The sequence below is a fragment of the Prevotella sp. LMAG:51 genome, from assembly GCF_008680225.1.
In the GTDB taxonomy this organism is placed as follows: domain Bacteria; phylum Bacteroidota; class Bacteroidia; order Bacteroidales; family Bacteroidaceae; genus Prevotella; species Prevotella pectinovora.
On the sequence record NZ_NALQ01000030.1, the window covers coordinates 65716 to 92475 of the forward strand.

Below are 26760 nucleotides of genomic sequence, written 5' to 3' on the forward strand. Positions count from 1 at the left end.
CCAGAATTCCCAGAAGACCTAGAAAGCCTAGAATATCTTGAAAGTCTATAATAGGCTAGAATATATAGAAAGCCTAGCCTCAACAAAAAAAACTATTATTCTAAATAATAAATTATGAACAAGACAAAATTTTACGGATGCCTTGGCATCCTCGCACTTGCAGGAACAATGTTTACTGCGTGCAGCGATGATGATGACAACAACGGAAAGAACAATGCCTCCACTGCCGTATGGACAGTAAACGGCGGCATCAACGCCTGCGACCACGTGCTCTTCACGGAGAGTGACAAAGCAGGCAGCAAAGAGGTGAACGACAACGGAACCCAGATTGGAAACGGTGACCAGGAGTTCGTGTTCACAGGAAAGCAGACTCTGAAGAAAGGTACATATATTCTGAAAGGTTGGGTGTACATCGCCGACGGCGCTGAACTGACTATCGAACCGGGAACCGTTATCAAGGGCGACAAAGACACCAAGGCCGCCCTCATAGCAGAGCGTGGCGGAAAGCTAATAGCCCAAGGTTCTGAGACACAGCCTATCGTATTCACTTCTGAGCAGGCTCCCGGCAGCCGCCGTCCTGGCGACTGGGGTGGCATCATCATCTGCGGCAAGGCTCGCACAAACGCCACTGAACAGCAGATTGAAGGCGGTCCGCGCACAAAGCACGGTGGCAACGACGACAACGACAACTCTGGTGTGCTGAGCTACGTGCGCATCGAGTTCGCCGGCTATCCGTTCGCAACGGACCAGGAAATCAACGGACTCACTCTCGGCTCCGTGGGAAAGCAGACAAAAATCGACCACGTACAGGTGTCTTACTCTAACGATGACTCCTACGAGTGGTTCGGCGGTACTGTTGACTGCAAATACCTCATCGCCTATAAAGGATGGGACGACGACTTCGATACCGACAACGGATTCAGCGGCCATGTGCAGTATGGTCTCTCCATCCGCGACCCGAAGATTGCCGACAAGTCTATGAGCAACGGATTCGAAAGCGACAACAACGCAAAGGGAACAAACGCTGACCCTCACACCTCTGCCGTATTCTCGAACATCACCTTCGTGGGTCCTAAGGCTGGTGCAGCTGACTTCGTAAACGACGCTTCATATATCACAGCTGGCAGCATGAACCCTAACAACGGTTCTGGTCTCGGACGCTTCCAGAGCGGTATGCAAATCCGCCGCGACTCTCATCTGAGCTGCTTCAACTCAGTGATAGTAGGCTGGCCTGTAGGTCTTATCCTCGACAACGACCTGGGTGACACCCAGGGTGCAGCAACATCAGCTTTGCTAAAACTGCAGAACATCTATATGACTAACGTTGACGCCATCGGAACTGACAAGAACAAGGTGCTCAGCAATCCTGAAAACGATTCTTTCTCAGCGAAGTTCTTCCTCGCACAGCCGGGCAACGTATACTCTCAGGCTGCAACAGGATGGTTTGACATGACTGGCTACCGTCCTCTCGCCGGCAGTCCGCTGCTCACTGGAGCTTCATTCACAGACGCTCTGCTCGCAGGATTCGAGAAAGTGGCATACGTGGGAGCATTCGGAGGAACCGACTGGACTGCAAACTGGACTAACTTCGACCCGCAGAACACAAACTACTAAATCTTAATAACCTGTAATATTGATGAGGGTGTGTCGTTTTTGACATACCCTCATTTTTTTGATTCCGTTCAGCCAATAGACCATTTAACTCCAATCTGCAAGTAGTACGTTTATCCCCAAACAGCAAGTAGTCCCTTTGGGGTGAGGTAAGCTTAAATACTCTCTTCCCAAACTATATTATGCGACATTCCATAGGTTAAAACCCACCTGGAATAATAGGGAATCATACCAAAAGAGCGGCTTCATTTATACCCGAAAGGGTGTAATATAAATCTTAAATATTAATTTTATACCCGAAAGGGTGTAAATAAATATAATAATTACTATATTTGCACCCTAAAGGGTATAATTATATGGAGAACAGATTATCGGGATTTGTAAAGGAAATGCGAAAGCAGTTCGGACTGACACAGGTTGACCTTGCAGAGAAATCGGGTGTTGGACTGAGATTCGTGCGCGAACTGGAACAGGGAAAGACAACGCTCCGTCTGGACAAGGTGAACCAGGTGCTTGCCCTGTTCGGCAGACAGGTGGGAGCGGTCAGAATAGGAAATGAGGAGGATAAAGCATGAAAACAGGAAAAGTATATATGCATGACCGTCTTGCCGGCACGCTGACGGAAGACGAGACGGGATTCACTTTCAGATACGACAGCGCTTATCTCGATTCTGACAATGCGGAAGCGATAAGTCTCACTATGCCGCTGACAAACAAGGAATACCATGACACGGTGTTGTTTCCGTTTTTCGACGGACTGATTCCTGAGGGGTGGCTGCTCGACATAGCGGAAAAGAGCTGGAAGATAAACCAGCGCGACAGGATGTCGCTGCTCATGGCATGCTGCAAAGACTGCATCGGAGCAGTGAGTGTGGTACCTATTGAAGAAGAAAGGGAATAAGGATGGCAAAATGTCTATATTGCTACAAAGAGCTGAAAGAGGGACAGACTGACTATCATCCCTCATGCGCAAAAAAACTGTATGGGGTGAAGACGGCACCGGTGCTGCCATACAACAGGAGCCAGATTGGAGAACTGGCAAAGAGAGTGGTGAGAGCACAGACCACGCTGACCGGAGTGCAAGCGAAACTGTCGCTCGACGTGAACCATGGCCAGAAGAACGAACCTGACCGCTTCACCATCGTGGGTCTGTGGGGACGCTTCATACTGAAGCCCCAGACCGATACCTACCGTTCGCTGCCCGAACTGGAAGACCTGACCATGCATATGGCAGAGGCAGCGAAAATCGCAGTAGTGCCTCACGGGCTGATAAGATTCGACGACGGTGAACTGTGTTACATAACGCGGAGGATTGACCGCCAACCCGACGGCAGCAAAACGGCAATGGAAGACATGTGCCAGTTGTCGGAGCGACTGACGGAATACAAATACAAGGGGTCGTATGAGCAGATTGCGAAGCTGATAAAGAAGTATTCGGCGGTGCCACAGCTCGATCTGGTGAATTTCTGGGAGGTGGTGGTCTTCTCATGGATAACGGGAAACTCCGATATGCATCTGAAGAATTTCTCGCTATACAAGACGCCTCTGGGATTCTGTCTCACTCCTGCCTACGACCTGTTGTCTACTCTGATAGTGATGCCACAGGACACTGAAGAACTGGCGTTGACACTGAACGGAAAGAAAAGGAAGATAAAGAGGTCTGACTTCGAGAAGGCAATGACTGCATCGGGACTTAACGAGAAGGTGATACAGAACATGGCTAACAAGTTCGGCAAGGCAATATCAAAATGGATCGACCTCATAGACAACTCTTTCCTGCCAAACGACATGAAACGGGAATACAAAAGACTTATCATCAAAAGGGTGATAATGATGAGATGACGAAGGATAATCCAAAAAAGGCCGGAGGAACATCATGTCCACCGACCTTCTTTTTTTATCCCTTACCCATAAGGCAATGGGGAATTAACCGTTCAGCACTTATCAGAAATAATATGCTGCTGAAATCTGCCAAGCGTTAGACTTGCCTTCGCTGTCGAGCAGATTCTTGATAGTCTCTGTAGCAACGCTCTTTCCTGTCACCTCACCGGTCTTGCCACAAGCGATGTTGTAGTTGAAACCAATCTCCAGATGATTGATGAGAGTAACGCCGGCACCAACGTTAACGCTGAAGTTCGTTGACTTCAACTTATAGTTGGCTGCCTTCAGCATGTCGAAGTTCTTGTCACCGACGTTGAAACCGAACTGTGGACCGGCAGCAAGATAAACTCCGGCGATGTCGCCAAGACCAAAGGTATAGCGAAGGTTCACAGGGATGTTGATAGCCTGCTGCTTAACCTTGGTGTTGAGATCTGCCTCATATCCGCTTACCTCTCCCTTCAGTTTTGCCTCACGCTGGTCGTAGAGAGCAGAAGCGTCGATTCCCAAACCCACTACAGGAAGAGTGAACTTTACAGACGGACCGATGAAGAATCCTGTGCGGTTAGAGGCATCGAGCACCTTGCTGTCCATAGACATATCAGTGATGTTGAGACCACCCTTGAGACCGAACTTGATCTGAGCCTGAGCCGGATTTGAAGTCATCATACCTAATGCCACGAGGGCAAGAGCGAAAATCTTTTTCATAAGCTTAATTTTGTTTTATGGTTAATATAGTTGTTATAATAAAACTAATGTCTGAATAATAAAAACACCAGTTCATCTTATCCCCCAATCGGCCATTAGCGCTTGCTTGGATTTTGGTATTATATAAGCAGAAAGGACAAGCAAGTCTCACCCTGACGGCTCCTCGCTTGTCCCCTTGTATATATGTTTCTTAGTGGCGCTGACGGCGCACCGACACCCTTGCTGACGATGAGCCTCCGCCAGAGGATGAAGAAGAGCTGCTACGTGACTTCTTCTTTACAGTGGTCTGTTTGTCTTCCGTAGCCGATCCACCGGCACGGCGGTTCTTCTTGCGCACCTTCTTTCCCTTCACGGTCTGCTGAGCCTTGGCGATGCTGTCGAGAGAATCCTTGAGCTGCTGGTCGCCCCAGATATTCTTCTCAAAGGCGATGAGCTCTCCCTCTATACGTTTCTGCTCCTTGGTCATGGCAGAGTCTGACTTGCAATACTGTGCGAGCGTCTTGCCGAGCATATTGGTGGTCTTGTATATCTTGCCGCGATACATGTTCTTGGTGAAATAATCATCAAGAGTCATCGTGGCGGCATTGTTCAAGTCGCTCGTCATTATTATCTGCTTGCTCAGATACGGGGCGATGTCGTCATACTTCACCCAGAAGAGCGGATAGGTCTGAGGAGCATCACCGAAATCGTCTTCTCTCGACATGATAGGACAGAGCGCTATCACCTTGGTGTGGAAGGTGGCTGAACGCTGGTCGTAGTAGGCACTCTCCTTTATGTAATACGACTTCACTTCCTTCGACGGTATGTCGCTGTTGTCGATGTTGATGCCGTTGCCCTTCTTTTCATAATATATATGATAATTGTCGAGGAATGCCAATGGCTTTATCTTCGATGCGTCGTTGAACACCTCGTTGCCGTCGAGTCTGTATTCATAGGCATTGATGCGCTGGCGCATCATGAGCTTGAACATATAGGTGAAGAGGTTCATCTGTGAACCCACTGCCTCAACAGGATAGTAGAGTCCGGCATTGGCATCTTCGTTGAGGTCGATGATGCGATAGATGTCGCGGCGCCAAACCACGTCCTCGTCCATAGTGGCAGCGACGGGGAAGGATATCTGAGCCCTCGTCGTGATGTTCTGGGCGTTTGAGGTGGTCTGTTGCTGCTGTTTGCGGCGTGCGGCAGGCTGTGCGTTCGCCATTCCGGTGAGGCAAGCTGCGAATATTATTAGAAATATCTTCTTCATATATCGTATATAGTTTTTCTCATATTGTTATTTCACGATGACCTCCATCGACGAAGGCAACGTTCGCTTGATGCCGTCAGGACCTACTGCAGTGACACGGCTGATATAGAAGCGGCGGTTGCGGGAGAGTCCGCGGAAGGCATTCTTCTGGCGTTCCGAGAATGAAGCTCCGGCAGAAGCCATAGGAACGGCATTTCCCATATTGTCGAAGAATACTGTCTCGAAGCTGAGCACCTTGAACTGAATATCGAGGAGTCCGTCGTCGATTGCAGCCTTCACTTCGTGAGAACCCATAAGCGATGCCTTGGCGAGTCCGCCGCCACGATAGCGGTTGGTGCCGATGGCGAGATATGCCGTCGGATCCGGCAGTTTGCGCACGTGGAACGTGAACTGTCCCATCTGGCGCGGATGACCGGTGGTGGTCGACATCACTGTGATGGTGACGTCCTTGCCTACTGCTGCAGGACGGGCGATATACTTGCCCGGTCCTACCGGCTGCAGCGTACCGCCGCTCATTGATGCCGTCACTTTGTTGAGAGGCACTCCTGGGATGCTTATGCTTATAGGGTTTGTATATCCGGCATAGAGCACGTTCATGAGGTCGGCAGACACCGTGGCGCTCGGATCCACTACAGTATACTTCTGTGTGAAGTCACGACGAATCACGTCGCCCTGTCCGTTCTGCATCGTGATGTATCCGGCGAGATTGAACTCGCCAGTCCGTCCTGTCACTATCTCATAAGTGTTGTTGCGCAGGTTCATCTGTCGTCCGCCGATGTAGATCTTCGGCTGCTGTGTGGTGTCTACGGCAGCCATCACTATCTGGGCAGAGAACTTGTCGCCACGCACGATGGTCTGTGCGTTGGGAATTACGAATGCACTGAGTTTGTTCACTCTGATATCCTTCATGTCAATGTTTGCCACGAGAGTGTGCAACACTTCACCTTCGGCATAACGCACGTCGTTCTGCAGTTTGGTGAGAAGCGTTACGGCAGCAGCCACCGGCATGTCTTCAAACATATACTCCTGCCAGTTCTTGCCCATTGTCTTGGCATTCTTGGGGAGTGTGGTCGACAGGTTGCCGGCGATGATCTTATGCTGTGAGGCATCTGGCACCATCTTCAGGATGCGTTCACGGAAGGAGTTGATGGCATCGAAGAGTTTCTTGCCTTTTCCCGTACCGGGAGCGAGCATCACATGACTGGCTGCCTCGAGGTCGTCCTTTCTTTCTATGTTATGGATGTCACCGTCTGCACCGTCTGCCTCGCGCACGATCTCCACCTTCAGTTCCTGAGCGAAGTTATACAGAGAGTCGCTCATGCGCTTCACTGCCGTGGCCTTTTCAAACCACTCACGCACCTTCTCAGGGTTGCTCTTCATCTGCTCGGCAAAATTGCCGTAGATGCTTTGGTTCTCCTTCGCCGAGTTGTCGGTTGAGCGCTGCAGGCTCTCCTCCACGATGGAGAAACCGTCGAGCACCTGTGTCGAGACGTTCATCGCGAGCATTGCCATCAAGACGACATACATGAGGTTGATCATCTTCTGGCGAGGAGATATTGGTCTTTTCTTTATTGCCACTTTTATGCTGTTTAATAATCAAGGATTTGTCTTTATTGCTGTGGGGTGCCGGGGGCTGCGACACGCATGTTGACGGTCATTGCCTCTATCATGCGGGCATAGATGGCGTTGAGCTGTTCTATCTGCTGTGCCATCTTCTGCAGCTTGTCGTTAATCTGGTCACCCGTACCGATTTGGGCGCTTGCTGCCTTAAGCTGCATCTCGTATATCTTGCAGATTCCGGTGAGCGTGCGGTTGAGGTTTTCCATCTCCTCTGAATCGCGGGTGAGGTGCATGCTCTGCTCCGACACCTTCTGTATGATTTCGGTGAGGTTGTTGAGCGACTCCACATAGTTTGTCGTTGCCTCTGCCATTTCCGGAGACACTTGTGCCTGCTGTGCCACCCACTGCTGCATGTTCACAGTCTGCGATGCTGCCATTGCAGCTGCTCCGGCAACTGTCGCCGCATCCTGTCCCTCGCCGTCGGCTTCCGATGATGGCGTTGGCTGCGCTGCAGCTGCTCCGGCTGGCATTCCGCCGCCGATGATTATCGTTCCGCCGCCGTTCACGCCTGCCATGGCAGCAGGCTGTACCATTGCCGGTTGTGTTGAGAATGGTTGTGAGTCGGCATTCTCTGCTGCCTCGCGGGCTTCCATATCCTCCTTATACTCTTCTTCTATCTCTTCTTTGGTGACGTGTGTCGGCAGGTCCTTACCGTCGGCAGTCTTGTCGAACGGACGGTCGAAGGCTGAGATGAAGAACACTATAACCTCTGTTCCCATTCCGAGGAAAAGCATGAAGTTTGCTCCCGGCAGGTGGGTGAGTTTGAACAGAGTACCGAGGATAACGATAGACGCACCCCAACTGTAAGCGTAGTTCATGAACGTCTGTCCAGGTACGCTATCCAACCACTTCTGCAAGCGGTATATCACGTTAAAATTGCTGTATACTGTCATTTTTTCTTCTTACTCCCTTTTTGTTTAGAACTTGTTGTACTTGCCAGACTTCTCACGCAGCGGAAACCGATATAGCTTCTTGGCTGGTTCTGGTATTCCCATGTGCGCCATGCCGAACGGATATACGACTCAGGGTCTTTCCACGAACCGCCTCTCACGCTCTTCTTCTTCATCTTGTACGGATCTTCTATCGCCGCATTGTAGGAAAGCTGCGGATTGAGGTCGTTCATGGCGGTCACTCCGGCTTCGGTATATATCGTGCTTGTCCATTCTGCCACATTTCCCGCCATGTCATACAGTCCGTTTGAATTGGCGGAGTATATCCCCACGCGGCTCGTTATCAAGTTGCCGTCCTGGGTGTAGTTGCCGCGGTCTGGTTTGAAGTTGGCATAGAAGCATCCGCGGTCGTTCTTCACGTCGCGGTTCTCCCATGGGAATTCGTTTCCGTCTTTTCCGCGCGCCGCATACTCCCATTCTGCCTCTGTAGGCAGACGGTAGCGCTGGATGTATTTCGCCACGCCTCCGAGTCCTTTGAGCAGATAGTCGGTACGCCATGCACAGAAGGCGTTTGCCTGCTCCCAGGTCACTCCCACCACAGGATATTCGTTGTAGGTAGGACTGCTGAAATAGAGGCGCATGTATGTCTCGTTGTCTGAGTTCTGAAAATCGTTCACCCAGCATGTAGTGTCGGGATATACGTTCACGATGTAAGTGTTGAGGAAGTCCCACGGACCGGTGAGCTGTCTGTTGATGGTCTGTCTCACTATCCTTCCCTCATCGTCGATATATGCCGTATCCTTTGAAATCATCACCACCTCGTCCGGGTTCACCTGGACGTCGGTGTTTAGATTGCGCTCTGATGGATTCAGACGGTTACGGCGCTTTGCCGCCGTAACGTAGTCGTAAATCTCGTAGCGGTAGTTCATCTGGCTGGCGTCGAGCATCTTCTCACCGGTCACGGGATTGGTGACATAAAGGCTCTCTATGGCACGCTGCTCGTCTTCGTTCGGCTTGCGCGGAAGAGCCTTTTTCCAGTTGAGGTGTGGGGTCACGGGGTCACCGTTCTTGTCTTCGGTAATCATATACGACTCGTCGCCGCCGTATGAAGGGTCGGCGAGACGTGTTCTGAGGATTGAGTCGCGCACCCAGTATACAAACTGTCGATACTCGGAATTGGTTATCTCCGTGTCGTCCATCCAGAATCCGTCCACTGATATTTCCTTCACAGGGGTCTGCTTTCCCCAGAGGCTGTCCTGCCTCTCGAGTCCCATCTTCAGGAAGCCTTTCTTCACAAGGGTCATTCCGAACGGCGTCGGCTCGGAGAAGCCTCTGCCGCCTCCTGTTCCTGTCAGCTCGCCTCCCCTGCCGGTTGTGGCCATCTTTCCGCCGAAGCAGCCCGTAAATAGGGTTGCCACGCAGATCAGGGCTGCGATCACAATGCTATTCTTCATTTTCATATTTCTTTTTCCTATATTCTTTATTATATGTATCTATTCAGCAAGAGCGTCCCCTCTTATTGCCGCCAGCGTTTTGCCAGCCGTTTCGCATCACAGGATTCTCACGCTCTTGTGCTTGTTCTTGCCTTTCTTGAAGAGGTTGAGGTCGGTCTGATAACTGACCATCAGTTCATGGCTGCCGTTGCCCAAGCTTATCGCTGAGGTGTACATCTCGTAGCTGTAGCTCAGGTTGATGCCGTGGAACGATCCTCCGATTAGCGCCGTGACGGAATTCGTCGGACTGTATGACACTCCGGCATACATGAGTTTTTTCTCGTTAGTATACACTATCCTTGCGGATATGTCGGCACGGTATGCCTTAGTGTCTGTGCGCACGAGCACCGACGTAGGTATTGTAACAAACGGATTTCGTAGCTTTATATTGTATCCGCCCGTCAAATAATATGTAGGATCTATCTGCAGCTCGTTGGTCTCACCGAGCTCCACGAGCGGAGAAGTGAGGTGCTGCGCCGAGACTCCGGCATACCATCGGCCATGTGTGTAGTAGACACCTGCCGCCAGGTCCATGGCGTTTCCCTTCACATCGGAAGTGGCGAATGCCGGGTCGTTTGACTCGCCCAAATCCACTTTCGAGCCATCAAACTGTTCGTTGAGGAATCCGAATTGTGCGCCCACGCTTATATTGCCGCCAAAGAGCTTGTGCTTATAAGCATACTGCAGGGCTATGCGCTGGTGGGTGAAAAGACCTATCTGGTCGTTGATGAGAGACACGCCGGCTCCGTGATATGCGCCGAGCAGGAAGAAGGGCATATCAGCACCGAGATACATCGTGCGGGGATTGTTTTCAAAACCTGCCATGTCGAGGGCGTATGCCGCCACGACATTGAGTTTTGGCTGCTTTCCCACCGCTGCCGGGTTGAAATAAGGTTCCATGTCCCAGTAGTGGCTGAACGATGCGTCATACTGCGCCTTTGCCCCTACAGAAAGGAGCAGCGCAAGCGTAATTGTTATGTATAAACGTTTAAACACGTTTACATAACGAGGCTTTATAATATTTATTGTATAGAGGTTCTAAAAAATACTCCACAAGGACACTTCTACACGGCTTTGCATCCTATTTGGCGGCTTCAGAAATCCAGTCGCCGATGTCGGAGAGCACTTCTTCTGAAATAGTGGTCTCTATCTTGGCATAGTCGAGCGGAGAACCGCTTTCTGACGGCTGGAAGAAATGGTTGAGCTTGGAATACGTCTTGAAAAGGCTCTTTGCCCTTACGGTCTTGCTGAAAAGAGTCTCCGCTGCATGGAAGTTTATTGTTGAGTTCACCTGCTTGTCGTTGTCGCCAATGAGAAGCATCACCGGACATTCCACTTTGCGGATATCCGCTGCCGGGTCGTATTTCAGATAGGAGATGAGCCATGGTGAGTCTATCTGCTTCACCACGCCAACGAGGTTGGCACGGAGTTCGGGCAGGAGGTCGATATCTGCCGTCAGCATCGGAACGAGTGCTTCGGGAGTTTGTGCAAACTTGTTCTGCTGTCCCGACATCTTGTATCTGAACACTCTGCCCAATGCTGTTGCGTATTTTTCGATACTTGCCTCATCGAGACCGGAAACGGCAAGCAGATCCCGGTTTTGTATCAGCAGCACACTGTCGCCACGCAACACGGGACCGGCGAGTGACACCACGAAGTCTGCCTTGCCTTTGGCGGCAAGCATATAGCCGATAATGCCTCCCTCGCTATGGCCGAGCACACCTATCTTGCCGAATTTCTTCGTGCTCCTCAGATAGTCTATTCCTGCCTGGGCGTCGAGCATGTTGCTCTGGATGGTGACCTTCGTAGGATCGCCTGTCGACTTGCCCACTCCACGGTCGTCATAGCGCAGCGTGGCTATGCCGCGACGGGCGAGATAGTCGGCTATCACAAGGAAGGGCTTGTGACCAAGGATTTCCTCGTCGCGGTCTTGCTGTCCGCTGCCGCTTACCATGATAACGACCGGCATCCCTGCCTTGAAATTCTTTGGATATGTAAGCGTACCGCCCAGCCAGGCTTCTCCGCCTTCCGTTGGAAGACCAGTCTTGCCGTCGACGCCCTTGTTCTGGAATGCCACCTCCTGCATGGTATAGTCGAAAGGCGGCTGCGGAGTCTGCGGACGGTTTACTTTCACCTCGCCGCGTTTCAAGTTCAACGGGAATGAGTAGCCCATCTGTGAGAATGTGCCAAGAATCTCCTCGCCCTTGAGCTTTCCTGTATATTGCGCCCGAAGCTGGGGCAGCTCGATAGACAAGGTGTCTTCTTGCAGACATTTCACCTCTGCCGGCAGTCCCGTGGCCCCCTGGTCCGGACTGTCCATGGTAACGGTGCCGTCGGCATTGATATGGAAAACGATTGTCAATTTTGACGGACCTGCTTCAAGCAGTCCGTTCCACGCTCCCTTTATCCCCTGGGCATTCGCCAGCAGCGGCATAAGGACAGACAGGCATAGGAATATGTACTTTTTCATGGTTCACAGTTGTTTAGATAATTCAACATTTGCTCTGTATGCATATAAACTCCCAACCGCCTGACGACAGAATTGGGGTAGAATATGCGACAGCTGTGGGCAAAGATATAAAAAAAACAGAAAGCAGCAAACTATTGTGAATTAGAAACAGGCAAAAGACGCCTTATAAAAAGCTAAAGACTGCAAGCAGTTATTAAAATTATACATTAAACGGCCTAATGACCGATTTGGGGTTAACACGGATTTCCCCCTTCACTTTAGGGGAAACCATACACAGGCATATAGTTTCCCCTTTGCGGCAGAGAGCAAGATTACGTATCTTTGCAGCAGAAAAACAAGTAATAACCCTCAAAAAAATCTGGATTATGAAACGTACATTATTAGCAATCGCAGCGGCAATCGTGATGATAACATCCGCGAACGCCCAGAGACTTACCAACATTCAGGCTGAAGCCAGCTTCATCACCGACAAGATGATGGTGGAACTGGGATTGAGCAAGGCTCACCGCAACAGCATCCTGAGCATAAACCTCTCATATCTCAACGGCATAAACAGCTATCGCGACATCGATGCCTATGGATGGCAATACCGCAACAAACAGCTAAGGCGTATAATGTCGCCAAAGCAATGGAGAAGGTTCTGCGAGTCGTATTACTTCTACCGTCCCATCAGTTGGCGTGACAGGGCATACGTACACAACATCTACGTGAAATATCCTAAACACGACTGCCGCCCTTGCCACCACCGTCCGCACTACTACGACAGGCACTGCAAGCACTATAAGCACGACAAACACTGGAAGCACCACAAGAAGCACGACAAGAAGCACGACAAGCACTATAAGAAATATGACAAACATCACAAACACTACAAGGACAGAGATGATGACTGACACGACGGCAGCCACATAGTCCGAACATGAAAACCTATCAATGAATGAGCCATAACAAATAGCGATATAGGGAATCCGCAAAGATTATCCCATATCGCTATTTTCATATCATATTCAAAAATGCTGGATGTCTCTTTCAATCCTCATATCCGCACCAATAACTAACGATTTGTGCCAGACATGACATTTTCCCGAACTTATCAGGTGGAAATACACAAACTACAGAGGGAACTTACAACTTTTCTGAAAGTTATTTTCACTCACTCTTTCAAGAAAAACAAGTCTGTTCATCGCATCAGACACTTAGATACGGACTTGTCGTAAGAATCATCAAGTGGTAAAAGCCCGAAAAAGCGGTATAGGAATCTCATAAAAATTCCTTCAAGAGAGTCACAAGACAAATCGCATTCCTGACATAGTTTTAATTTGCAGTTTTTTCCATCATAACATATATCTTCTATTGAATCTGAAGCAAAACGACTTTTCGTTTCTGAAAGAAATGTTCTTAGCAAATCATATCCTTCTATAAAGTTTTTTTGTATTAGGTCGAATATAAGTTGAAACATCCATCTGATTAACATTTATTGTTTTGTATCATGCTTTAATTTATTTGCCATAAAATCCGTTTGGACTCATCTTTGCCCAACAAAGATACATTTCCTTGTAATTGTCCTATATAAATTCACGTATTACACGAATGTCTTTATCGGTAAGTATGCCACGTGCCTTTACTATGGTATCACCATTGCCTTTTACAAAAAACTTCGCGGAACCTATTTCGGTCAGTTTCCTGTCACTGGCATGTACGTGCATAGCTTCAATGACGCAATGCGAAGTGAAGTAAAGAAAGTATCCAGAAACTTTGAAATCAAAATATTTAGGCATACGACTCCTCCATGTATTTCTGATTCTTCTTCCAATAGCCTTCAACGATACTTAATTCCACATCGTCCATTGTGGTTTCCAATACCTCACCTTTTGGAGACATAAGCAATGCGTGATGTGGTTCTTTAAGGTCTAACACACGTATGTTGAAGTCGTCTGTCTTCGAAAATGCATAGCCGCAAACTATCATGTCTGCTGCGGAACTCACCTTTAATAAATCGTCATTGTTCATAGTCTCCGATTTTTACAGTTTGGATGTTTTTTAAGAAAGTCTCTGGCTTGATATAGAGGTTCTTGAGTATTGGCACCAAGTCAATATACTCTTCCGTTATGCCCATACCCTCATAGTCTGCCATAACTACTATATAGCCGTCATCCCACGATTTTACGTCCACATACTTTTTCAATATGCTTGGAGTGCGGAAACGAATGTTGTAGTCGGCATATCTGAATGAAGTCATGTCGCCTTGGTTTGACAACACAGCCTGTGTTGCAGTTTTTGCCGTATTCATAAATTCACCTCCTTAATCTTTTTGTTAGAATATAAAACTCTGTAGCAAAGATAATGCAAATTAAAGACAATACAAAATGTATTCGTTGATTTTTACTATCCATACATCATAATACGACATCATTACCACGCACAGGTAACATCATTACCACGCACAGGAAATATCGTTACCGCGTATCTGTAATGATGTTACCATGCCTTGGTAATAACCGTTATCTTTGGCATCAATCTGTTAATATTCGGCAGACAGCTGTAACCGGCTGCTTCTACCGACACATAAACGCAAAAGGGCTGGACTCCTTGCATGGGATCCAGCCCTTTCTGTTTTTGACTTAGCACCACGACGCTCATCGTAAATCCGAGCCAAATGAGGTACAGCGGTGAACACATAGCGGCTATGGTAGCATGAGAAAAGCGACAATGAATGTCCTCTTGCCAGAATGTATGGAAGTAATCGCCGTCACCGACATTAGTGCTATTCAACATGCTTTTTTATGTCTTTGTATGCTTCTTCGTTAGTCATAATGTTACTGATTTTAGTTATTCGGCGCAATGCCACAAGCAGATTCTCCAAGCAGTTCTCATCTTGAATCTTCACTTCTCGCGGCTTACATCCCTGTGCCTCGCCCACGATTCCGGCCTTTTCCAACTGGTCCATAAGTCTGACCGCACGGTCGTAGCCGATAGACAAGCGCCGTTGAATCAACGAGGCAAAGCCCGACCGCATTGTTACGATTATGCGTGCAGCTTCCTCGAACAGAGGGTCGAGCGAACTGCTGTCTATGACATTTTCTGAGTCAAGACCCATTTCTACATGCATATCCTTCATTTGATTTTTCTCCATTGTTTTGTTTTTTTTTATAGAATATTCTTGTAATTATAGCATAAAAGCAATGCTCATGTCGTCCTTGCTGACTGTCCTGCTGTAATGAGAGAGCACATCCGGTAATTGTGTAGTAACTTTTTCTATACCATCATCGCAAACAGATTGGCTGGCTCCACTCGTTAGCTTTGTTGAGCACAACGCACCTGCCGTCACCGATCTGAAGTGTCCGAGTAGTGTGAAGCAAATTGTGAATTGCTCCACCGCTTGGTGCCGACAAAGTCTTTTATCTTGTTCTGGAGAATGTCATTGAATGTTATCTTCTTTGGCATATTGGCTGTGAGTTATATCCTTTTTATCAAATACAATATTACATTTAAACAGATTGGGGAGGGTGAGCGAAATCTACTTGTTACATGGGAGCGTCTGAGTACCATGGATCGTCACACAAAATTCTTGAAGAAAGCGAACCTTGCCAGTTAAGGATGGTGCCTGTAGCTTTGGAGATATCAATCCAGATGCTGACGGCTTCTTTTGACCTGTGTCTTTTGAACTTTTCCATATCCTCAGGACGAACAACAAGTGAACTTATCAAATGGCGTTCTCTTTCTTCATCTTCCTTGATGATAGTATCCTTGAAAGTGCTTAGTTTTTCCTTGGCTTCTGCTATGAGTTGCTTCACTTTTTCTTCGTCTATACCGTCTGGATAAAAAAAACCTAAACAATTCCTGATGGCATCTATATAGCCACAACCTTTTATCGCATAGTAAAGCTCGCGATAGTACACAAAGTCGTTCTGGCTATTATCCAACACACATGCAAAGATGCGCTCTTTCCATGTGTCGAATGCAGGTTCAGCGTAAGAACTATATTCTAAACTGTATTCATTTACCCAATTTCTATTATCACATATCAACACGACGTGCTTTCCTGAAGCAGCAAGCAGTTTCTCTGCCAGGAGAATCACATGGTCATATCCGTTTTGCAGCCCACTACCACTGTATAGAATGACGAACGCTTTCTGTGGTATGGATGTCAGCATAGGGATTTGCGCTTCCAAATCGGCTAAATTCTTTGAATTAAATCTAAGTGGTCTTACCATTCCCTTACCAAAGATATTTTCGCCTATTACGCATGTTAGCTTAATCTCCTCGTTTCTATCTTTCCATCCGCAAAATGCCACAAGTGGCTTTTTGCGTGGAAGCAGGAAGTACTCCTCAAGAACCATTTCGTGCTTATCATATGTGAAGACATGCAGCTCGTCTTCCGGCAACAGACAGTTGACACACTTCTCTGTCATATCCTTGTCCTCCACAGCCACTTCTCCATTCAGACATTTCTCCGAGAACTCGCGGAAGAAGTCTCTGTCCAGCAGTTTTGAGACTTTCAGCAGCAGGTCGGTGTCGAGACTCGTCTTTCCAAAAATCTCGTATGTGGCAGAGCTGGACTTGCACAAGTCTTTGGCAAAAGCCGTTACTGAAGGGTACTTTGCCTTTACTTCCTTCAGGATCTCTTGTCCTATATTATATTTCTCCATTGAATTGTATTATTATGTATGTTTATATTTCCAGTTCTCATTGGTCAGAACCATTTAAAATCCTTGTCAAACAAGTTGGATATTGGTTTGAATAGTCTGCACAGGATAAGTCCGACGACTATCAAGCCTATACGCACTAATGCAGAGCCGTCCATCGTGAATCCGAGCCAAACAAGGTACAGCGGCGAACACATAGCGGCTATGGTTATCAGCATCATTAGTGATGCGAGGAATGTTTTAATGCCCATATTTCAATTATTTTATGGTATAGTTGTACAATGGTCGCAGACTGTCACCGGCTATCTCGAAAGCCACAATGTCGCGAGCGTACTCGTTGCTTCCTACTTTAGCAGAGAGGAAGAACACGTAGGAGCGATTGCCGTATTCATCGTCAAGACTTACAATCTTCTGCACTTCATGGTGGCTGTAATCATCATTAGGATGGGCAAGTTGCAGCAAAGGTCTATGCTCCTCGTGCAATTTGCCATCTTCTGATTTGAATTTCACCACACAGTCAATGTCGGGTGCGGTTCCGCCTTCGCCTGTATTATGCCAGACAGCTGTCACGAGACTGTCGTCAGAGACTATTGTATGGTAAGTCTCGGTAGAGTCAGACTTACCATAGCTCTTATCGAGACTTGTATCGGAAGACTTATTCAAACATGAAGAGCATATAGACAATGCCAACAAGGCTATGCTACAAAGCTGGAACATCCTTTTCCCATTCCTCATAGTTTCCATTAGACATATATGCCCGTTTCAGTTTTTCATCTTCAAAATCACTCGTAAACATACATTCTGCCAAAACCTCACCATTATCCTCTGCGTATTCGGGGTCGAACACAAGTCCTGGGAGAGTAAGCGGTTCTTCCTGTCCATATATGTACGAACCGATATAGACGTATTCTTTGGGAGGTTCTACCTTATCTTTATCTAAAAATACATCTCTTTCGCGTGCAAAATCAGAGTACTCGTCTTCGTATCCTTCGAAATCGTTTAGTTCCCACACAAAGCAAAGCTCGTACATCAACCATTCGAAGAAGAAACGTTCGTTGTTTGCTTCAACAAAGTGGCTATGCGTATCCTCTTGATAAAACATAGGATATAACTTCGGCTCAAACATCCAATTCTTACTTACTTCTTTGACAGTTTCCAGAATTTGCTCTTTAATGTGCTTGCTCCAAAGGCTGGCAACGCAATAGGCATTGTCTTTCTTTACTTTCAGATATATTTTCATGTTCTTTTCGTTTAGACCTTTATTCTGATGGAGGAAAAATCTGATTGATGACGATTTTATTGTTGTCGTCAAGATACACTCCGTCTATATCACAAGAAACAGAGACAAAATCATAATCGTCTCTATTACTTGAATAGCAACCCATTCTTTCCCAAAATTCCTCGTGGAAGGCTTTCATTATCTTCTCGTATAGGTCTGGAGCCTTCTCCTGCAACCAAGGGTCGAACTTCTCCCAATAGTCCTCTTCCTCCATGTCTTTGAGAATTGTATCTTGGGCTTCTTTCCATAATGCCAGCAACTTATCCGCTTCCTCGTCAGAGAATTTGACAGTAGCTCCGTTATTATCCCAATTTAAATATATTTCTGCATCAATCTCTTTCATTGCCAGTTGTATTGTTTAGTTACTTTATGACTGATTACTTGCCAGCCACTCTTTTGCAAGAGTGGTGGCAAATGTATAGAAGTCTGCCATGTGAGCATCGTCCCACAGCTCTTCGTTGTTTTGAAGATACTCCTGCAGTTGTTCTCTCAACTCTTGGTCCTCAGTCCGTTCAAGAACCACTCGGATGAGTGTAAGTGCACGGATGTCTCCCAAACCTTTATGTATCATATTCTTTTCTTTTCAAGACACGATTTCTCGCCATGGCAGAACCCGAGCAAGCTCGGTTCTGCTCATCTGGCTTATCGAAATCCTTCGTTTTTAGTTATTTTCTTTTTTACGAATCTCTTGCAGAATAGCTTCGCGCATCCACCATACGGCATACGAGGCAAACTTGAAGCCACGCGACTTGTCGAACTTGTGGCTGGCACGTAACATTCCGTAACGACTGGCTGCAATGAGTTCTTCGTCAGAGAGTCCCTTGTCCACATACTGCCTTGCCACAGCCTTGACAAAGACAGAACCGAGTTCTGCCAACTCGTTCTCCGCATTGGAGTCGCCCTGCTGGATGAGGTCGATAAGACGCAAAGCCTCATCGTTGTCGATGATAGGCTTCTTTTCACTGTTTGTTGTTTCGTTTTTGTTCACCATATTTCTTTATGTTTTAAAATGTTGTCGCGCGAATAGTATCCCTTTTTTCTGAAATAAAAAAATCAGACCATAGAAAATCAACAAAAAATCAACTTTTTGTTGCAATCATATCTTATTCAAAGATAGTGCAAGGTGAATGCAGAACGTCAAGCTTGCTTGAACGTTATGCTGAGCCGCAGCCTATCTTATTCAAAGATACTGAATATGGCTTGGATAATCCAACCGATAATCATGAATGCGAGTTGTATGATACTTATCAGTATGTAGCCGCCAAACACAACTATCAAGATACCACATAGAAAGAGAAACATGTCTCATGTCTTTTAAAAAGTTTTGCCTACTCCCTTTGCAGCGTTTCGGCTTCCTCTGTTATTATCTCGACAACTGCATCATCGTAAATCAACCTTATACTCATTGAAATAGATGAAGCCGTCCTTCCAATGCTCACAGTTCCACTTGTGGATGTCATCAACAGTAAGAGTGTCACGTTTCAAGACACGTGCGAAATAGGCTAATGCCTCATCCATACTGTTGAACCGCTCGTAACCACACAAAACCGGCTCTTTCAAATGAAAGTCCACACTGACGCGTGTCGGGAAATATTTCCCCTCTGCATCATTTGTTGCATAAGTCTCATCGCAATAACTTTCCACCATATAGTATATGGTCATACCTTCATAGTGGCTTTCAAGCGAATGTCGGAAGTCTGCCGTCACCCAATCTTCCTCGGCTTCAATACTCAATGAATTATCTACGAACTCACATTTTATAATGTTGCCCCGAAGATATTGTTCTTTGGTATCTACTCCGAGACTATACACCATACTTGCGTAAGATACAGACTTGTCTTTACCCTCTTCAAGCAGTTTTTTGTTTAGGAGCGTCCTATACTGGTCATATATCTCTTGAAGGTCATTTGGTTTGCCTTCAATGCGATAGTATACTGTGGTCAAATACTCCAAAAGCATGATTCTTTTTTAAATGTGACTTTCTTTTGTAGCGCACACGAGGCGTAATCTCATAGGTTATTCCTTCGGAGTCACAAGACTATTGAAGTCGCGAGTCTCAAACTGAGCGGACTCATAGCCTTGGATGTTGAAGTCCGGATAATTGTTGTACTTGTTCTTTGGCACTATAATCTTTTCGAGAGATGTGCAGCCGATAAGCATCGTTGCGTTTATTTCACCAGCACAGCATGTCAATGACGGCTGCTCAAACTCAATCGTCTTTAGTGAAATGCAGTCGGCAAACGCCATTTGCTCCACAATCTTCACATTCTTGTTTAGATATACAGACTCCAGATGCTTGCAACTTGCAAAAGCTTTGTCATAAACAAGACATTTGCCTCCATCACTTATCTCAATGTTGAGACTCTTCAACCCTGAGTTTCTGAACGCTGACTTGTCGATAATCTTCAGGTGACTTGGAATATTTATCTCTTCCAAAGCTTTGCAGCCAGCAAAGGCACCTTCCCAAATCTTGCCCAACGTTTCAGGCAAGATTATCTCCTTCAAACTTTCACAAAGTGCAAAACACTCTTTGCCGATGAATTCTACTCCAGGCATTGTAACCTTGAAGAGTTTGCGGCAGCTTGCGAAAACTCTTGTGCCCAAGTCGACAACAGATTCTGGCAACACCACATCATGAAGATTGTCTAGTCCTTGGAATGCCTCGTCACAGATTGCCTTCACACCATCTTCCACTTCAACGAACTCCGGATTGCCGAGTACTCTCAACAAGCGAAGTCCATCCTCGCTGTAGATTGGTCCAGAACACTTATTGCGTCTGGCTTTCTTGATTATTGCCTGATCTTCTTTTGTCAATCCTGTATTCATATCTTCTGTAGTATTCATATTCTTTACTTATATTGTCATAACTCTATTTTGCTTAAGAGAATAAAACTGGGTGCAAAGGTAATGCTTTTTTGCCTTTGCACCCAGTTTAGTTATTCGGAAGAACCGGAATGTGATGCCGGAAAATCAGGAAAGATGATTATATAGAGACTGGCTTTTTCCAAATTTTGCCCAAAGGCGCATTGCCAGACTTCTGTTCAATAATATTTATCTGATATCTACCGCTAATGACTTCCTTATTGTTGTAAGAAGGAGGTGTCATTTGTATAGACGCCCAGCCAAAATTATTAAAATCATATAGCTCAGTAATGATTTTCTGTATTGTAGCTTTGAATGTGGACGCTAAAGTACCTTTTTCATCTTTGTCCAACAAGTGATTAGCCCATGCTGGAACTATAACGATATTCCACAGATTTGTAAAGTAACGTGGATCAATAGCATGACCCCAAATGTGTGAAATGATAAAGTTTCTGAAGTGCTTTTTGTTTGTTGTTGTTCCAAGGTCATACCCTGTACGGTCCTTAATCAATTGGCACACTCTGGTATTGCCATTGCCACCTCCACAAGTGTTTTCACCACATTCTTTATTCTTACCCCTTGCTCCTTCTTGATAGATAACACAGAGACGCTGAGATGCGTTTGGAAGCTTGAAATATACTATACCTACTGTTTGGTCACACTCATGTACACCATCTGCTGCGTTTGTCGGGTCTTCTTTCGAAGTGTATCGTGCAGGAAGATACTTGACTTCTTTGTCTTTAAAAGCAGGATCTACCACCTTTTGTTGGCAAATGTATTCTTTAATCTCTTCAAATCTTTCTGCCACAAGGTCGGGAGAGAAAAAGTAAGACGATTCTATTGCCAACTTTACAAACTTCTCTTCTTTAATATACTCTATTAATGAATCCATACCATCTACTTTTGGATTTTGTGAATTGTTAATTGAAATGCGTACAGAAGATAGGGCATTTCGAATTCCATTCAATATCGCATTATCTTCTTTGCTTAATCTTTTTTTACCATAGACAATGGTTTCAACGAACTGTCTATATTTCTGAAGATAAGACAAGCGGTTAAGAGTAGTCTTAAGATTGTTTTTCTCATCAATCTCAGCTTTCCACTCTTCAAAAAGTGCATTCACATACAAGCGGTCATTTTCTATTGCGAAAACACCAATAAGATCTAAATACAAATAGTCTTTGCCATTGCATTTATATTTATCTTGTGGACAATAAGCTCCAACAGACTTTACGCCCTGTTTAAGCAACCATTTTTCATAATCCTTTCTAAAGATAAATTGACTAGCTTTTTTGGCCATAATTCAATATCATTAAAATGTTAATATTATTTATATAAAAGTATTATTCTTCACTCACTTCCCTCAGCTTCTCCCACAGCTTCACCATCGCCAGCGTGTCGAGGCAGCAGTAGTCGAGCAATGCCCGACGAGCCTTCTTTTGCTTTTCCGGCTCCATAAACTGTATCTGAGGATAAATGCTCATTGCCTCGCCGCCGTTCTGAACACCACCACTGAGGTTGTGATAGTCGAGCTCCGGATCATCGGGGAACAATGCCGGGAGCACCTTCTTGATGGAGAACGAGCCGTTCATGGCAGGCATATAGTAATAGCCGGCACGAAACGGGTCGAGAAGGTCTAAGATGTGCGATTCGATGTTGAGAAGATGTGGTGCCAGGTCGGGGAATGCCTCTGCCAGTTCCTTCAGACGAGTACACTCGAAAGCCTTGTTGTAGGCTGTAGTGCAGACGTTGAGCGGAATGTCATTGCAAAGTTGCTCGGCAAGGGCACGGCGAGGGTCTTCGCCCGATATGCCGAGAAACTCACGATGCTTCAGTTCGCCTCCTTCATGCTCTATGTAATGAAGCGAATACTGAAATGTGACCTGCTGGTATGGATGCGTGCCCTGATACTTCGGTATCACGGTCTGCTCGGTCTCGAAGTCGAGGAAATAAAGCGGATAGGAGAGCTTCTTCAAAAACTCACCGATAGCCTTCTTGTTGATATAGGAAGTATTGCCTAATGTGCATTCCAACTGCAGCTGCTGTAGGTCTGTAAGCTTCTCCTGTCTCATATCTTCCAACGACAGACGGCCTTCGTTCATGTGTTCCAATGCCTTCTTGAAAGACATGCGGTACAGATCGAATACTGATGGTGAAGGGATGATATTGTTGCTGCAATAGTTCCAGAACGCACATGCGTAGGGCTTGCGGCAATGTTCAGCCAGATGCTGCTTAGGTTCTGCGCCTTCAAGCACCTTCTTTGCGGCCTTGGTTTGGACTGCGACTTTGGCATATTCTTCGGCAACGGCTTCGCTGATGTCGTTTATGCGGAAGAATCCCTTTACATCGAGTTTGCCGTCAAGCACATATTCGTTATCAATGTTTACAAGATAAGTGCCAGTGATGTTCAGTCCGCAATTGGTGAGCACATATTTCTGATATGCCACATCCTGTGCATACACTTCCAGCTCCTTCAGGTCGGTGCTGCTTTTCACCTCGTAGATGGCATAGCCATGTGGAGTCTTGTGCAGCAGGTCGACGGCGCAATAGCATCCGTCGTATATAAACGCCGCCTCGGCAATATTCTCAGCACCTTCGGCAAGAGCTTTCTGTGTGGCTGCAACCATCGCTCCGAGGTCGAGGCGCTGTGTTCCGTCGACAGCTGTCTTGTAGGTGGTTGCCTCCACGAAATCGCCGAACAGACGCTTAGCCAGTTCGCCCACTTCGGTACCTGCGTCGAAACGTGCCTGCGTCAATGGGTCGATAACCATTTCTTCTGACTTGTACTGCTTCAGCCACAATGCCTTGGGACATTGGCAATAAGTGATGTATTTTGACTTTGATAAATTTGCCATAGGCTTTTATATATTTATCTTAGTTATTTTTTGCGTATAATATAAAAATACGCTCAAAGTTACAGAATATTGATTAAAAGACAAAATAAATGCTCGTTTTTTTTTATATAAAAGACAAAAAAGCGGTATAGGTGACTATTCCTAAAATTAGTTGACAGAATTGGATGCGATTAACTAATTAGGTTTACTACTTTTATTCAGTTCTCTGTTTTACTTTACAAGTTCTGTTAGTTGAACTGATTTGTTTTACAAGATTTCATCAGTAAACTGATTTGCTTTACTACCTTCTCGCATTCCAATTGCAAAGTTAATGATTATTCCTTTGATTAGTGCAAGAAATAAAAATATTTCGTAATTTTGCTGTCAGAAGCCGAAGAGGAAGCGAGCTCTGCTGAGGAGCAACTCGCCAGCAATAGGTTTCTGCATCACACTGAAATAGTGGTATGGGCGTTGTCTTTCGGGGCAGCGCCCATTATTTTAGGAGATGCTGTATGGCTAAGAAAAACCTATCAGCTGCCTGTGGCAGCAGGTCTGTTACATGGATTGCACCAACACCTTTTTTGTTCTCCAACTTCTGTATGTACCGTTTCGGGAGTCTTGTATCCAATGCTCATATGCGGACGTTCTGTATTATAGAAACGTATGATACGAGTCAGTTCTTCCTTACAATTCTCTATTGACGGTATGCTCATCTTGTAGAGCCATTCTGTTTTGATGATGCCATTGGCGCGTTCTGCAATGGCATTTTCGAGAGGATCACCGCTTTGGGTCATGCTTATCATTATATTATGTGCCTTTAGCTCCTTAACGTATGCAGCACTACAGTACTGGCTTCCTCTATCAGAATGATGGATGAGACGGGATGCTGTTTCATCGTCAATTGTTGCCAGTGCCATACGCAGTGCCTCCAATGGGTATATGGTTTCCAAGGTCGGTCCTACTGCCCATCCCACAATCTTATGAGAATAGGCATCCGTGATAAGCGACAAGTAACACACACCCTCAGTTGTTTCTATGTACGTTATGTCACTGACCCATATTTCGTTAGGTCGCATGGGAACCACATCCTTTATCAAGTTGTCATACTTGTGGTAATGATGACTGGAGTCAGTTGTCTTGTAGTGACGACGTCTTTTCAACTGCACCATCAATCCATTGGCACGGAGCAATTCTATGAACGCATCTCGTCCAGGCATACGATCAGTGGATTCAAACAAGCGTTTGACGATGAGGTATAGTTTGGCACAACCAAGTCCAGGGTTATCCTTACGGTATTCTCTGGCCTTCTCCACTATCATGGTTTCTAAGGCATTATCGACAAAGTCATTGTCTGGATCTTCACGGTTGTAGAACGACTGTCTGCTATAACCAAACAGCCTGCAAAGGGTATTCATCGATGCTGGTGAAGACTCTTCGCGGAGCAGACTTACTGTTTGGTGCCAGATTTTTTTCTTATTGGAATATTGAATCGTTCTTCTGCAAGGTTAATCATTGTGTCGTAGGCATGGGCACGTAGTTTCTCTAGTTCTGCCTCTTTTCTTGCTTTCTTGAGCTCTGCTTTCAATTCTCTGATCTGCTCGTCTTTACTTTTGTTTGCCATAGTGTCATCGTTGTTCTCCTGCAAAGATACTAAACGATTTTCAGAAAGATAACGACCTACCCAAGAAAACAGCACCTGAATGTTGGAAATATGATGTTTCTCAACTAATTCCTCAGGCGTATTCTCGCCTTTAAGGAAATCAAGTGCAGCAAGTACTCGATCTTCTTCATCATGAATGTAGCGAGTGGATTCTACCCATACCCATTCATACTGACCTGTCGCTTCATTTAGGACACGATCTCTTTCACGTTTTACTTTTGTTCTCATACACTTTTGTTTTAGGCATCCAAAAGTGTCAAGTTTTTTTAGGGTAAGTCACTTGATGATATTCCACCAGACGATTGCCCTTATCGTTGCTTCCTTCCAACACTATGTCTTCGTATGTGGTGAGATTCTGCTTTGCCTCTTCTAGCAAATCTTTCAAGGTGCCTGCCCAATTCTCGTTATCTTCTATGCTATCATAGATTCTGTCCATATATCCCTTGCCTTTGATGGCTTGGAACAGTTCGATGAGGTAAGCGAAACGCTTTTCCATACCATCTGCTATGAATATGTGCGCACGTTGGTGCCAGGAGTTGAAGGTAGATACGGCGAACGACTTCAACACCACTCGTCCATTTGGCAGCGTTGGAATATGAATAGGGTCAAGGCATAGCAGCACGACGTGCTTTCCCGACTCCTCCGCCAGTATTTCGGCAATGAGTACATGGGTGTTATAGTCTCTTGCCATAGTACATTTTATCACGACTACCTTCTGCGGCATTTTGGCGAGCGACATCACGCCAAGCTCAAAACGCATCAGTTCTACGGGGTCGAGCCTTATCCTTCTCACCATGCCTTCGCCATATATCTCCTCGCCCTTTTTGCATACAAAACGGGGGAGGTTGCGACTTCGTACACCACCGTAGAACACTACGAGCGACTTTTTGCGTGGCATCAGAAGATATTCTTCCACCACATCCATTGTTTGGCTTGGCAATAATGTATGTAGTTTATCTTCTGGCAAGAGTAGCGAGATGCTGTTTTCTGCCGTCTGCTTGTCTACCACCGCTACTTCTCCGTTCAGACATTTCTCCGAGAATTCTCGGAAGAAGTCTCTGTCCAGCAGCTTTGATACTTTCAGCAGCAAGTCGGTGTCGAGACTTGTCTTTCCGAATATCTCGTATGTAGCAGAGTTCGACTTGCACAGTTCTCTGGCAAAGGCTGCCACTGAAGGAAACTTAGCCTTTACCTCTTTCAGAATCTCTTGTCCTATATGATATTTCTCCTTTGTAGTATTTTATTTATTCTGGTGCAAAGGTATATGTTTTTATGCCTTTGTCCTCTATAGTCATTATCGGACAAACAGGAATGAAGTGTCGGAAAAACCGGAAAAGCCTACAATTGCTCGTCTATGCAGGCCGACTCAATGTTACAGAGATAGCGACAGCGGCTCATGGCAATGTCCTCCACATAGTGGGTATCTTCATCGGGTCGCATCACGAAACGTTCGTGGGTAAGCACATCAGAAATATCTGGCTTGCGTCCGTAGGCTGTGCAAAGCAGGCATCCCCTAATTTCGGGATCAGCAGCAAGCATGCGTGTATCCTCTCCTATAGAGCG

Annotated in this window: 28 protein-coding genes and 1 pseudogene; 5 read left to right on the forward strand and 24 right to left on the reverse strand. The window is 46.2% G+C overall.

The window, feature by feature from the left end:
• The first annotated feature begins 114 nt into the window (after nucleotides 1-114).
• The 4 genes from CCC32_RS12225 (at nucleotide 115) to CCC32_RS12240 (ending at nucleotide 3453) form a co-directional block, all read left to right on the forward strand.
• Nucleotides 115-1614, forward strand: a complete 1500-nt coding sequence (locus tag CCC32_RS12225; RefSeq protein WP_287074841.1) for a beta-helix domain-containing protein — start codon at nucleotides 115-117, stop codon at nucleotides 1612-1614.
• 353 nt (nucleotides 1615-1967) lie between these two features.
• Complete coding sequence (locus tag CCC32_RS12230; RefSeq protein WP_287074842.1) at nucleotides 1968-2186, forward strand: helix-turn-helix transcriptional regulator; 219 nt, start codon at nucleotides 1968-1970, stop codon at nucleotides 2184-2186.
• Complete coding sequence (locus tag CCC32_RS12235) at nucleotides 2183-2512, forward strand: HipA N-terminal domain-containing protein (protein ID WP_042519485.1); 330 nt, start codon at nucleotides 2183-2185, stop codon at nucleotides 2510-2512. The genes CCC32_RS12230 and CCC32_RS12235 overlap by 4 nt, the downstream gene beginning before the upstream one ends.
• Before the next feature lie 2 nt (nucleotides 2513-2514).
• Nucleotides 2515-3453 (forward strand): HipA domain-containing protein, encoded by a 939-nt coding sequence (locus CCC32_RS12240; protein ID WP_022316179.1) that lies wholly within the window; start codon nucleotides 2515-2517, stop codon nucleotides 3451-3453.
• 102 nt (nucleotides 3454-3555) lie between these two features.
• Here the strand turns inward: CCC32_RS12240 and CCC32_RS12245 are convergent, their stop codons facing one another.
• The 7 genes from CCC32_RS12245 to CCC32_RS12275 form a co-directional block, all read right to left on the reverse strand.
• The gene (locus CCC32_RS12245; RefSeq protein ID WP_287074845.1) at nucleotides 3556-4197 is read right to left on the reverse strand and encodes a porin family protein; all 642 of its coding nucleotides are present in this window, start codon (nucleotides 4195-4197) and stop codon (nucleotides 3556-3558) included.
• Between the two features lie 190 nt (nucleotides 4198-4387).
• Nucleotides 4388-5443: a type IX secretion system ring subunit PorN/GldN gene (porN, locus tag CCC32_RS12250; protein ID WP_287074847.1), complete on the reverse strand. Its 1056-nt coding sequence runs from the start codon at nucleotides 5441-5443 to the stop codon at nucleotides 4388-4390.
• Between the two features lie 27 nt (nucleotides 5444-5470).
• Nucleotides 5471-7021 (reverse strand): type IX secretion system motor protein PorM/GldM, encoded by a 1551-nt coding sequence (gene porM / locus CCC32_RS12255; protein ID WP_044064476.1) that lies wholly within the window; start codon nucleotides 7019-7021, stop codon nucleotides 5471-5473.
• Between the two features lie 32 nt (nucleotides 7022-7053).
• The gene (gene porL, locus CCC32_RS12260) at nucleotides 7054-7956 is read right to left on the reverse strand and encodes a type IX secretion system motor protein PorL/GldL (RefSeq protein ID WP_042519490.1); all 903 of its coding nucleotides are present in this window, start codon (nucleotides 7954-7956) and stop codon (nucleotides 7054-7056) included.
• Nucleotides 7953-9413: a T9SS ring complex lipoprotein PorK/GldK gene (gene porK / locus CCC32_RS12265; protein ID WP_042519491.1), complete on the reverse strand. Its 1461-nt coding sequence runs from the start codon at nucleotides 9411-9413 to the stop codon at nucleotides 7953-7955. The genes porL and porK overlap by 4 nt, the downstream gene beginning before the upstream one ends.
• A 90-nt stretch (nucleotides 9414-9503) precedes the next feature.
• Nucleotides 9504-10442, reverse strand: coding sequence for a PorP/SprF family type IX secretion system membrane protein (locus tag CCC32_RS12270; protein WP_278840439.1), 939 nt, complete (start codon nucleotides 10440-10442; stop codon nucleotides 9504-9506).
• 85 nt (nucleotides 10443-10527) lie between these two features.
• Nucleotides 10528-11916, reverse strand: coding sequence for an alpha/beta hydrolase family protein (locus CCC32_RS12275; protein ID WP_287074854.1), 1389 nt, complete (start codon nucleotides 11914-11916; stop codon nucleotides 10528-10530).
• 365 nt (nucleotides 11917-12281) lie between these two features.
• On the opposite strand from CCC32_RS12275, the gene CCC32_RS12280 reads away from it, so the two are divergent.
• Nucleotides 12282-12809 (forward strand): hypothetical protein, encoded by a 528-nt coding sequence (locus CCC32_RS12280; protein ID WP_287074856.1) that lies wholly within the window; start codon nucleotides 12282-12284, stop codon nucleotides 12807-12809.
• 877 nt (nucleotides 12810-13686) lie between these two features.
• On the opposite strand, the gene CCC32_RS12285 is transcribed toward CCC32_RS12280, so the two are convergent.
• From CCC32_RS12285 to CCC32_RS12365, 17 genes and pseudogenes are all read right to left on the reverse strand, one after another.
• On the reverse strand, nucleotides 13687-13926 hold the full coding sequence (locus CCC32_RS12285; protein ID WP_042519493.1) for a DUF7723 family protein: 240 nt from the start codon (nucleotides 13924-13926) through the stop codon (nucleotides 13687-13689).
• Entirely contained in the window at nucleotides 13916-14206 is a 291-nt protein-coding gene (locus tag CCC32_RS12290; protein WP_287074858.1) for a DUF7724 family protein, read from the reverse strand. The genes CCC32_RS12285 and CCC32_RS12290 overlap by 11 nt, the downstream gene beginning before the upstream one ends.
• Nucleotides 14207-14752: 546 nt before the next feature.
• Nucleotides 14753-14989 (reverse strand): annotated as a pseudogene (locus CCC32_RS12295) (DNA translocase FtsK); the annotation flags it as partial.
• Between the two features lie 451 nt (nucleotides 14990-15440).
• The gene (locus tag CCC32_RS12300; protein WP_287074860.1) at nucleotides 15441-16565 is read right to left on the reverse strand and encodes a hypothetical protein; all 1125 of its coding nucleotides are present in this window, start codon (nucleotides 16563-16565) and stop codon (nucleotides 15441-15443) included.
• A 255-nt stretch (nucleotides 16566-16820) separates the two neighbouring features.
• Nucleotides 16821-17279, reverse strand: a complete 459-nt coding sequence (locus CCC32_RS12305; protein WP_287074862.1) for a hypothetical protein — start codon at nucleotides 17277-17279, stop codon at nucleotides 16821-16823.
• Complete coding sequence (locus CCC32_RS12310; RefSeq protein ID WP_287074864.1) at nucleotides 17263-17802, reverse strand: hypothetical protein; 540 nt, start codon at nucleotides 17800-17802, stop codon at nucleotides 17263-17265. Before CCC32_RS12310 ends, CCC32_RS12305 begins: the two co-directional genes overlap by 17 nt.
• A gap of 19 nt (nucleotides 17803-17821) precedes the next feature.
• Nucleotides 17822-18184 carry a hypothetical protein gene (locus CCC32_RS12315; protein WP_042519500.1) on the reverse strand — a complete coding sequence of 121 codons (363 nt, stop codon included), beginning with the start codon at nucleotides 18182-18184 and terminating at the stop codon, nucleotides 17822-17824.
• Nucleotides 18185-18208: 24 nt separating this feature from the next.
• On the reverse strand, nucleotides 18209-18412 hold the full coding sequence (locus CCC32_RS12320) for a hypothetical protein (RefSeq protein WP_042519501.1): 204 nt from the start codon (nucleotides 18410-18412) through the stop codon (nucleotides 18209-18211).
• 90 nt (nucleotides 18413-18502) lie between these two features.
• On the reverse strand, nucleotides 18503-18832 hold the full coding sequence (locus CCC32_RS12325) for a sigma factor (RefSeq protein WP_287074867.1): 330 nt from the start codon (nucleotides 18830-18832) through the stop codon (nucleotides 18503-18505).
• A 389-nt stretch (nucleotides 18833-19221) separates the two neighbouring features.
• Nucleotides 19222-19800, reverse strand: a complete 579-nt coding sequence (locus CCC32_RS12330; RefSeq protein ID WP_287074869.1) for a hypothetical protein — start codon at nucleotides 19798-19800, stop codon at nucleotides 19222-19224.
• Between the two features lie 57 nt (nucleotides 19801-19857).
• Entirely contained in the window at nucleotides 19858-20685 is an 828-nt protein-coding gene (locus CCC32_RS12335) for a leucine-rich repeat domain-containing protein (protein WP_287074871.1), read from the reverse strand.
• Between the two features lie 139 nt (nucleotides 20686-20824).
• Nucleotides 20825-22003 (reverse strand): PM1201 family protein, encoded by a 1179-nt coding sequence (locus CCC32_RS12340; RefSeq protein ID WP_287074873.1) that lies wholly within the window; start codon nucleotides 22001-22003, stop codon nucleotides 20825-20827.
• A gap of 43 nt (nucleotides 22004-22046) precedes the next feature.
• Entirely contained in the window at nucleotides 22047-23558 is a 1512-nt protein-coding gene (locus CCC32_RS12345) for a DUF2779 domain-containing protein (RefSeq protein ID WP_287074875.1), read from the reverse strand.
• A gap of 509 nt (nucleotides 23559-24067) precedes the next feature.
• On the reverse strand, nucleotides 24068-24952 hold the full coding sequence (locus CCC32_RS12350) for an IS3 family transposase (protein ID WP_287074876.1): 885 nt from the start codon (nucleotides 24950-24952) through the stop codon (nucleotides 24068-24070).
• 32 nt (nucleotides 24953-24984) lie between these two features.
• Complete coding sequence (locus tag CCC32_RS12355; RefSeq protein ID WP_052484576.1) at nucleotides 24985-25425, reverse strand: hypothetical protein; 441 nt, start codon at nucleotides 25423-25425, stop codon at nucleotides 24985-24987.
• Between the two features lie 28 nt (nucleotides 25426-25453).
• Nucleotides 25454-26368 (reverse strand): hypothetical protein, encoded by a 915-nt coding sequence (locus CCC32_RS12360; protein WP_287074878.1) that lies wholly within the window; start codon nucleotides 26366-26368, stop codon nucleotides 25454-25456.
• Nucleotides 26369-26535: 167 nt separating this feature from the next.
• Nucleotides 26536-26760, reverse strand: a 225-nt coding sequence (locus CCC32_RS12365) for a hypothetical protein (RefSeq protein ID WP_287074880.1), incomplete at its 5' end; no start/stop codon positions are given.

Coding starts and splice junctions, on each gene's coding strand:
- CCC32_RS12345 (WP_287074875.1), bottom strand. CDS start 23,558: ATGGCAAATTTATCAAAGTCAAAATACATCACTTATTGCCAATGTCCC.
- porK (WP_042519491.1), bottom strand. CDS start 9,413: ATGAAAATGAAGAATAGCATTGTGATCGCAGCCCTGATCTGCGTGGCA.
- CCC32_RS12315 (WP_042519500.1), bottom strand. CDS start 18,184: ATGAAAGAGATTGATGCAGAAATATATTTAAATTGGGATAATAACGGA.
- CCC32_RS12335 (WP_287074871.1), bottom strand. CDS start 20,685: ATGAATACTACAGAAGATATGAATACAGGATTGACAAAAGAAGATCAG.
- CCC32_RS12245 (WP_287074845.1), bottom strand. CDS start 4,197: ATGAAAAAGATTTTCGCTCTTGCCCTCGTGGCATTAGGTATGATGACT.
- CCC32_RS12330 (WP_287074869.1), bottom strand. CDS start 19,800: ATGCTTTTGGAGTATTTGACCACAGTATACTATCGCATTGAAGGCAAA.
- CCC32_RS12225 (WP_287074841.1), top strand. CDS start 115: ATGAACAAGACAAAATTTTACGGATGCCTTGGCATCCTCGCACTTGCA.
- porN (WP_287074847.1), bottom strand. CDS start 5,443: ATGAAGAAGATATTTCTAATAATATTCGCAGCTTGCCTCACCGGAATG.
- CCC32_RS12340 (WP_287074873.1), bottom strand. CDS start 22,003: ATGGCCAAAAAAGCTAGTCAATTTATCTTTAGAAAGGATTATGAAAAA.
- CCC32_RS12280 (WP_287074856.1), top strand. CDS start 12,282: ATGAAACGTACATTATTAGCAATCGCAGCGGCAATCGTGATGATAACA.
- CCC32_RS12310 (WP_287074864.1), bottom strand. CDS start 17,802: ATGAAAATATATCTGAAAGTAAAGAAAGACAATGCCTATTGCGTTGCC.
- CCC32_RS12300 (WP_287074860.1), bottom strand. CDS start 16,565: ATGGAGAAATATAATATAGGACAAGAGATCCTGAAGGAAGTAAAGGCA.
- CCC32_RS12275 (WP_287074854.1), bottom strand. CDS start 11,916: ATGAAAAAGTACATATTCCTATGCCTGTCTGTCCTTATGCCGCTGCTG.
- CCC32_RS12285 (WP_042519493.1), bottom strand. CDS start 13,926: ATGAACAATGACGATTTATTAAAGGTGAGTTCCGCAGCAGACATGATA.
- CCC32_RS12320 (WP_042519501.1), bottom strand. CDS start 18,412: ATGATACATAAAGGTTTGGGAGACATCCGTGCACTTACACTCATCCGA.
- CCC32_RS12325 (WP_287074867.1), bottom strand. CDS start 18,832: ATGGTGAACAAAAACGAAACAACAAACAGTGAAAAGAAGCCTATCATC.
- CCC32_RS12350 (WP_287074876.1), bottom strand. CDS start 24,952: ATGAATACCCTTTGCAGGCTGTTTGGTTATAGCAGACAGTCGTTCTAC.
- CCC32_RS12290 (WP_287074858.1), bottom strand. CDS start 14,206: ATGAATACGGCAAAAACTGCAACACAGGCTGTGTTGTCAAACCAAGGC.
- CCC32_RS12235 (WP_042519485.1), top strand. CDS start 2,183: ATGAAAACAGGAAAAGTATATATGCATGACCGTCTTGCCGGCACGCTG.
- CCC32_RS12355 (WP_052484576.1), bottom strand. CDS start 25,425: ATGAGAACAAAAGTAAAACGTGAAAGAGATCGTGTCCTAAATGAAGCG.
- CCC32_RS12305 (WP_287074862.1), bottom strand. CDS start 17,279: ATGTTCCAGCTTTGTAGCATAGCCTTGTTGGCATTGTCTATATGCTCT.
- CCC32_RS12230 (WP_287074842.1), top strand. CDS start 1,968: ATGGAGAACAGATTATCGGGATTTGTAAAGGAAATGCGAAAGCAGTTC.
- CCC32_RS12240 (WP_022316179.1), top strand. CDS start 2,515: ATGGCAAAATGTCTATATTGCTACAAAGAGCTGAAAGAGGGACAGACT.
- porL (WP_042519490.1), bottom strand. CDS start 7,956: ATGACAGTATACAGCAATTTTAACGTGATATACCGCTTGCAGAAGTGG.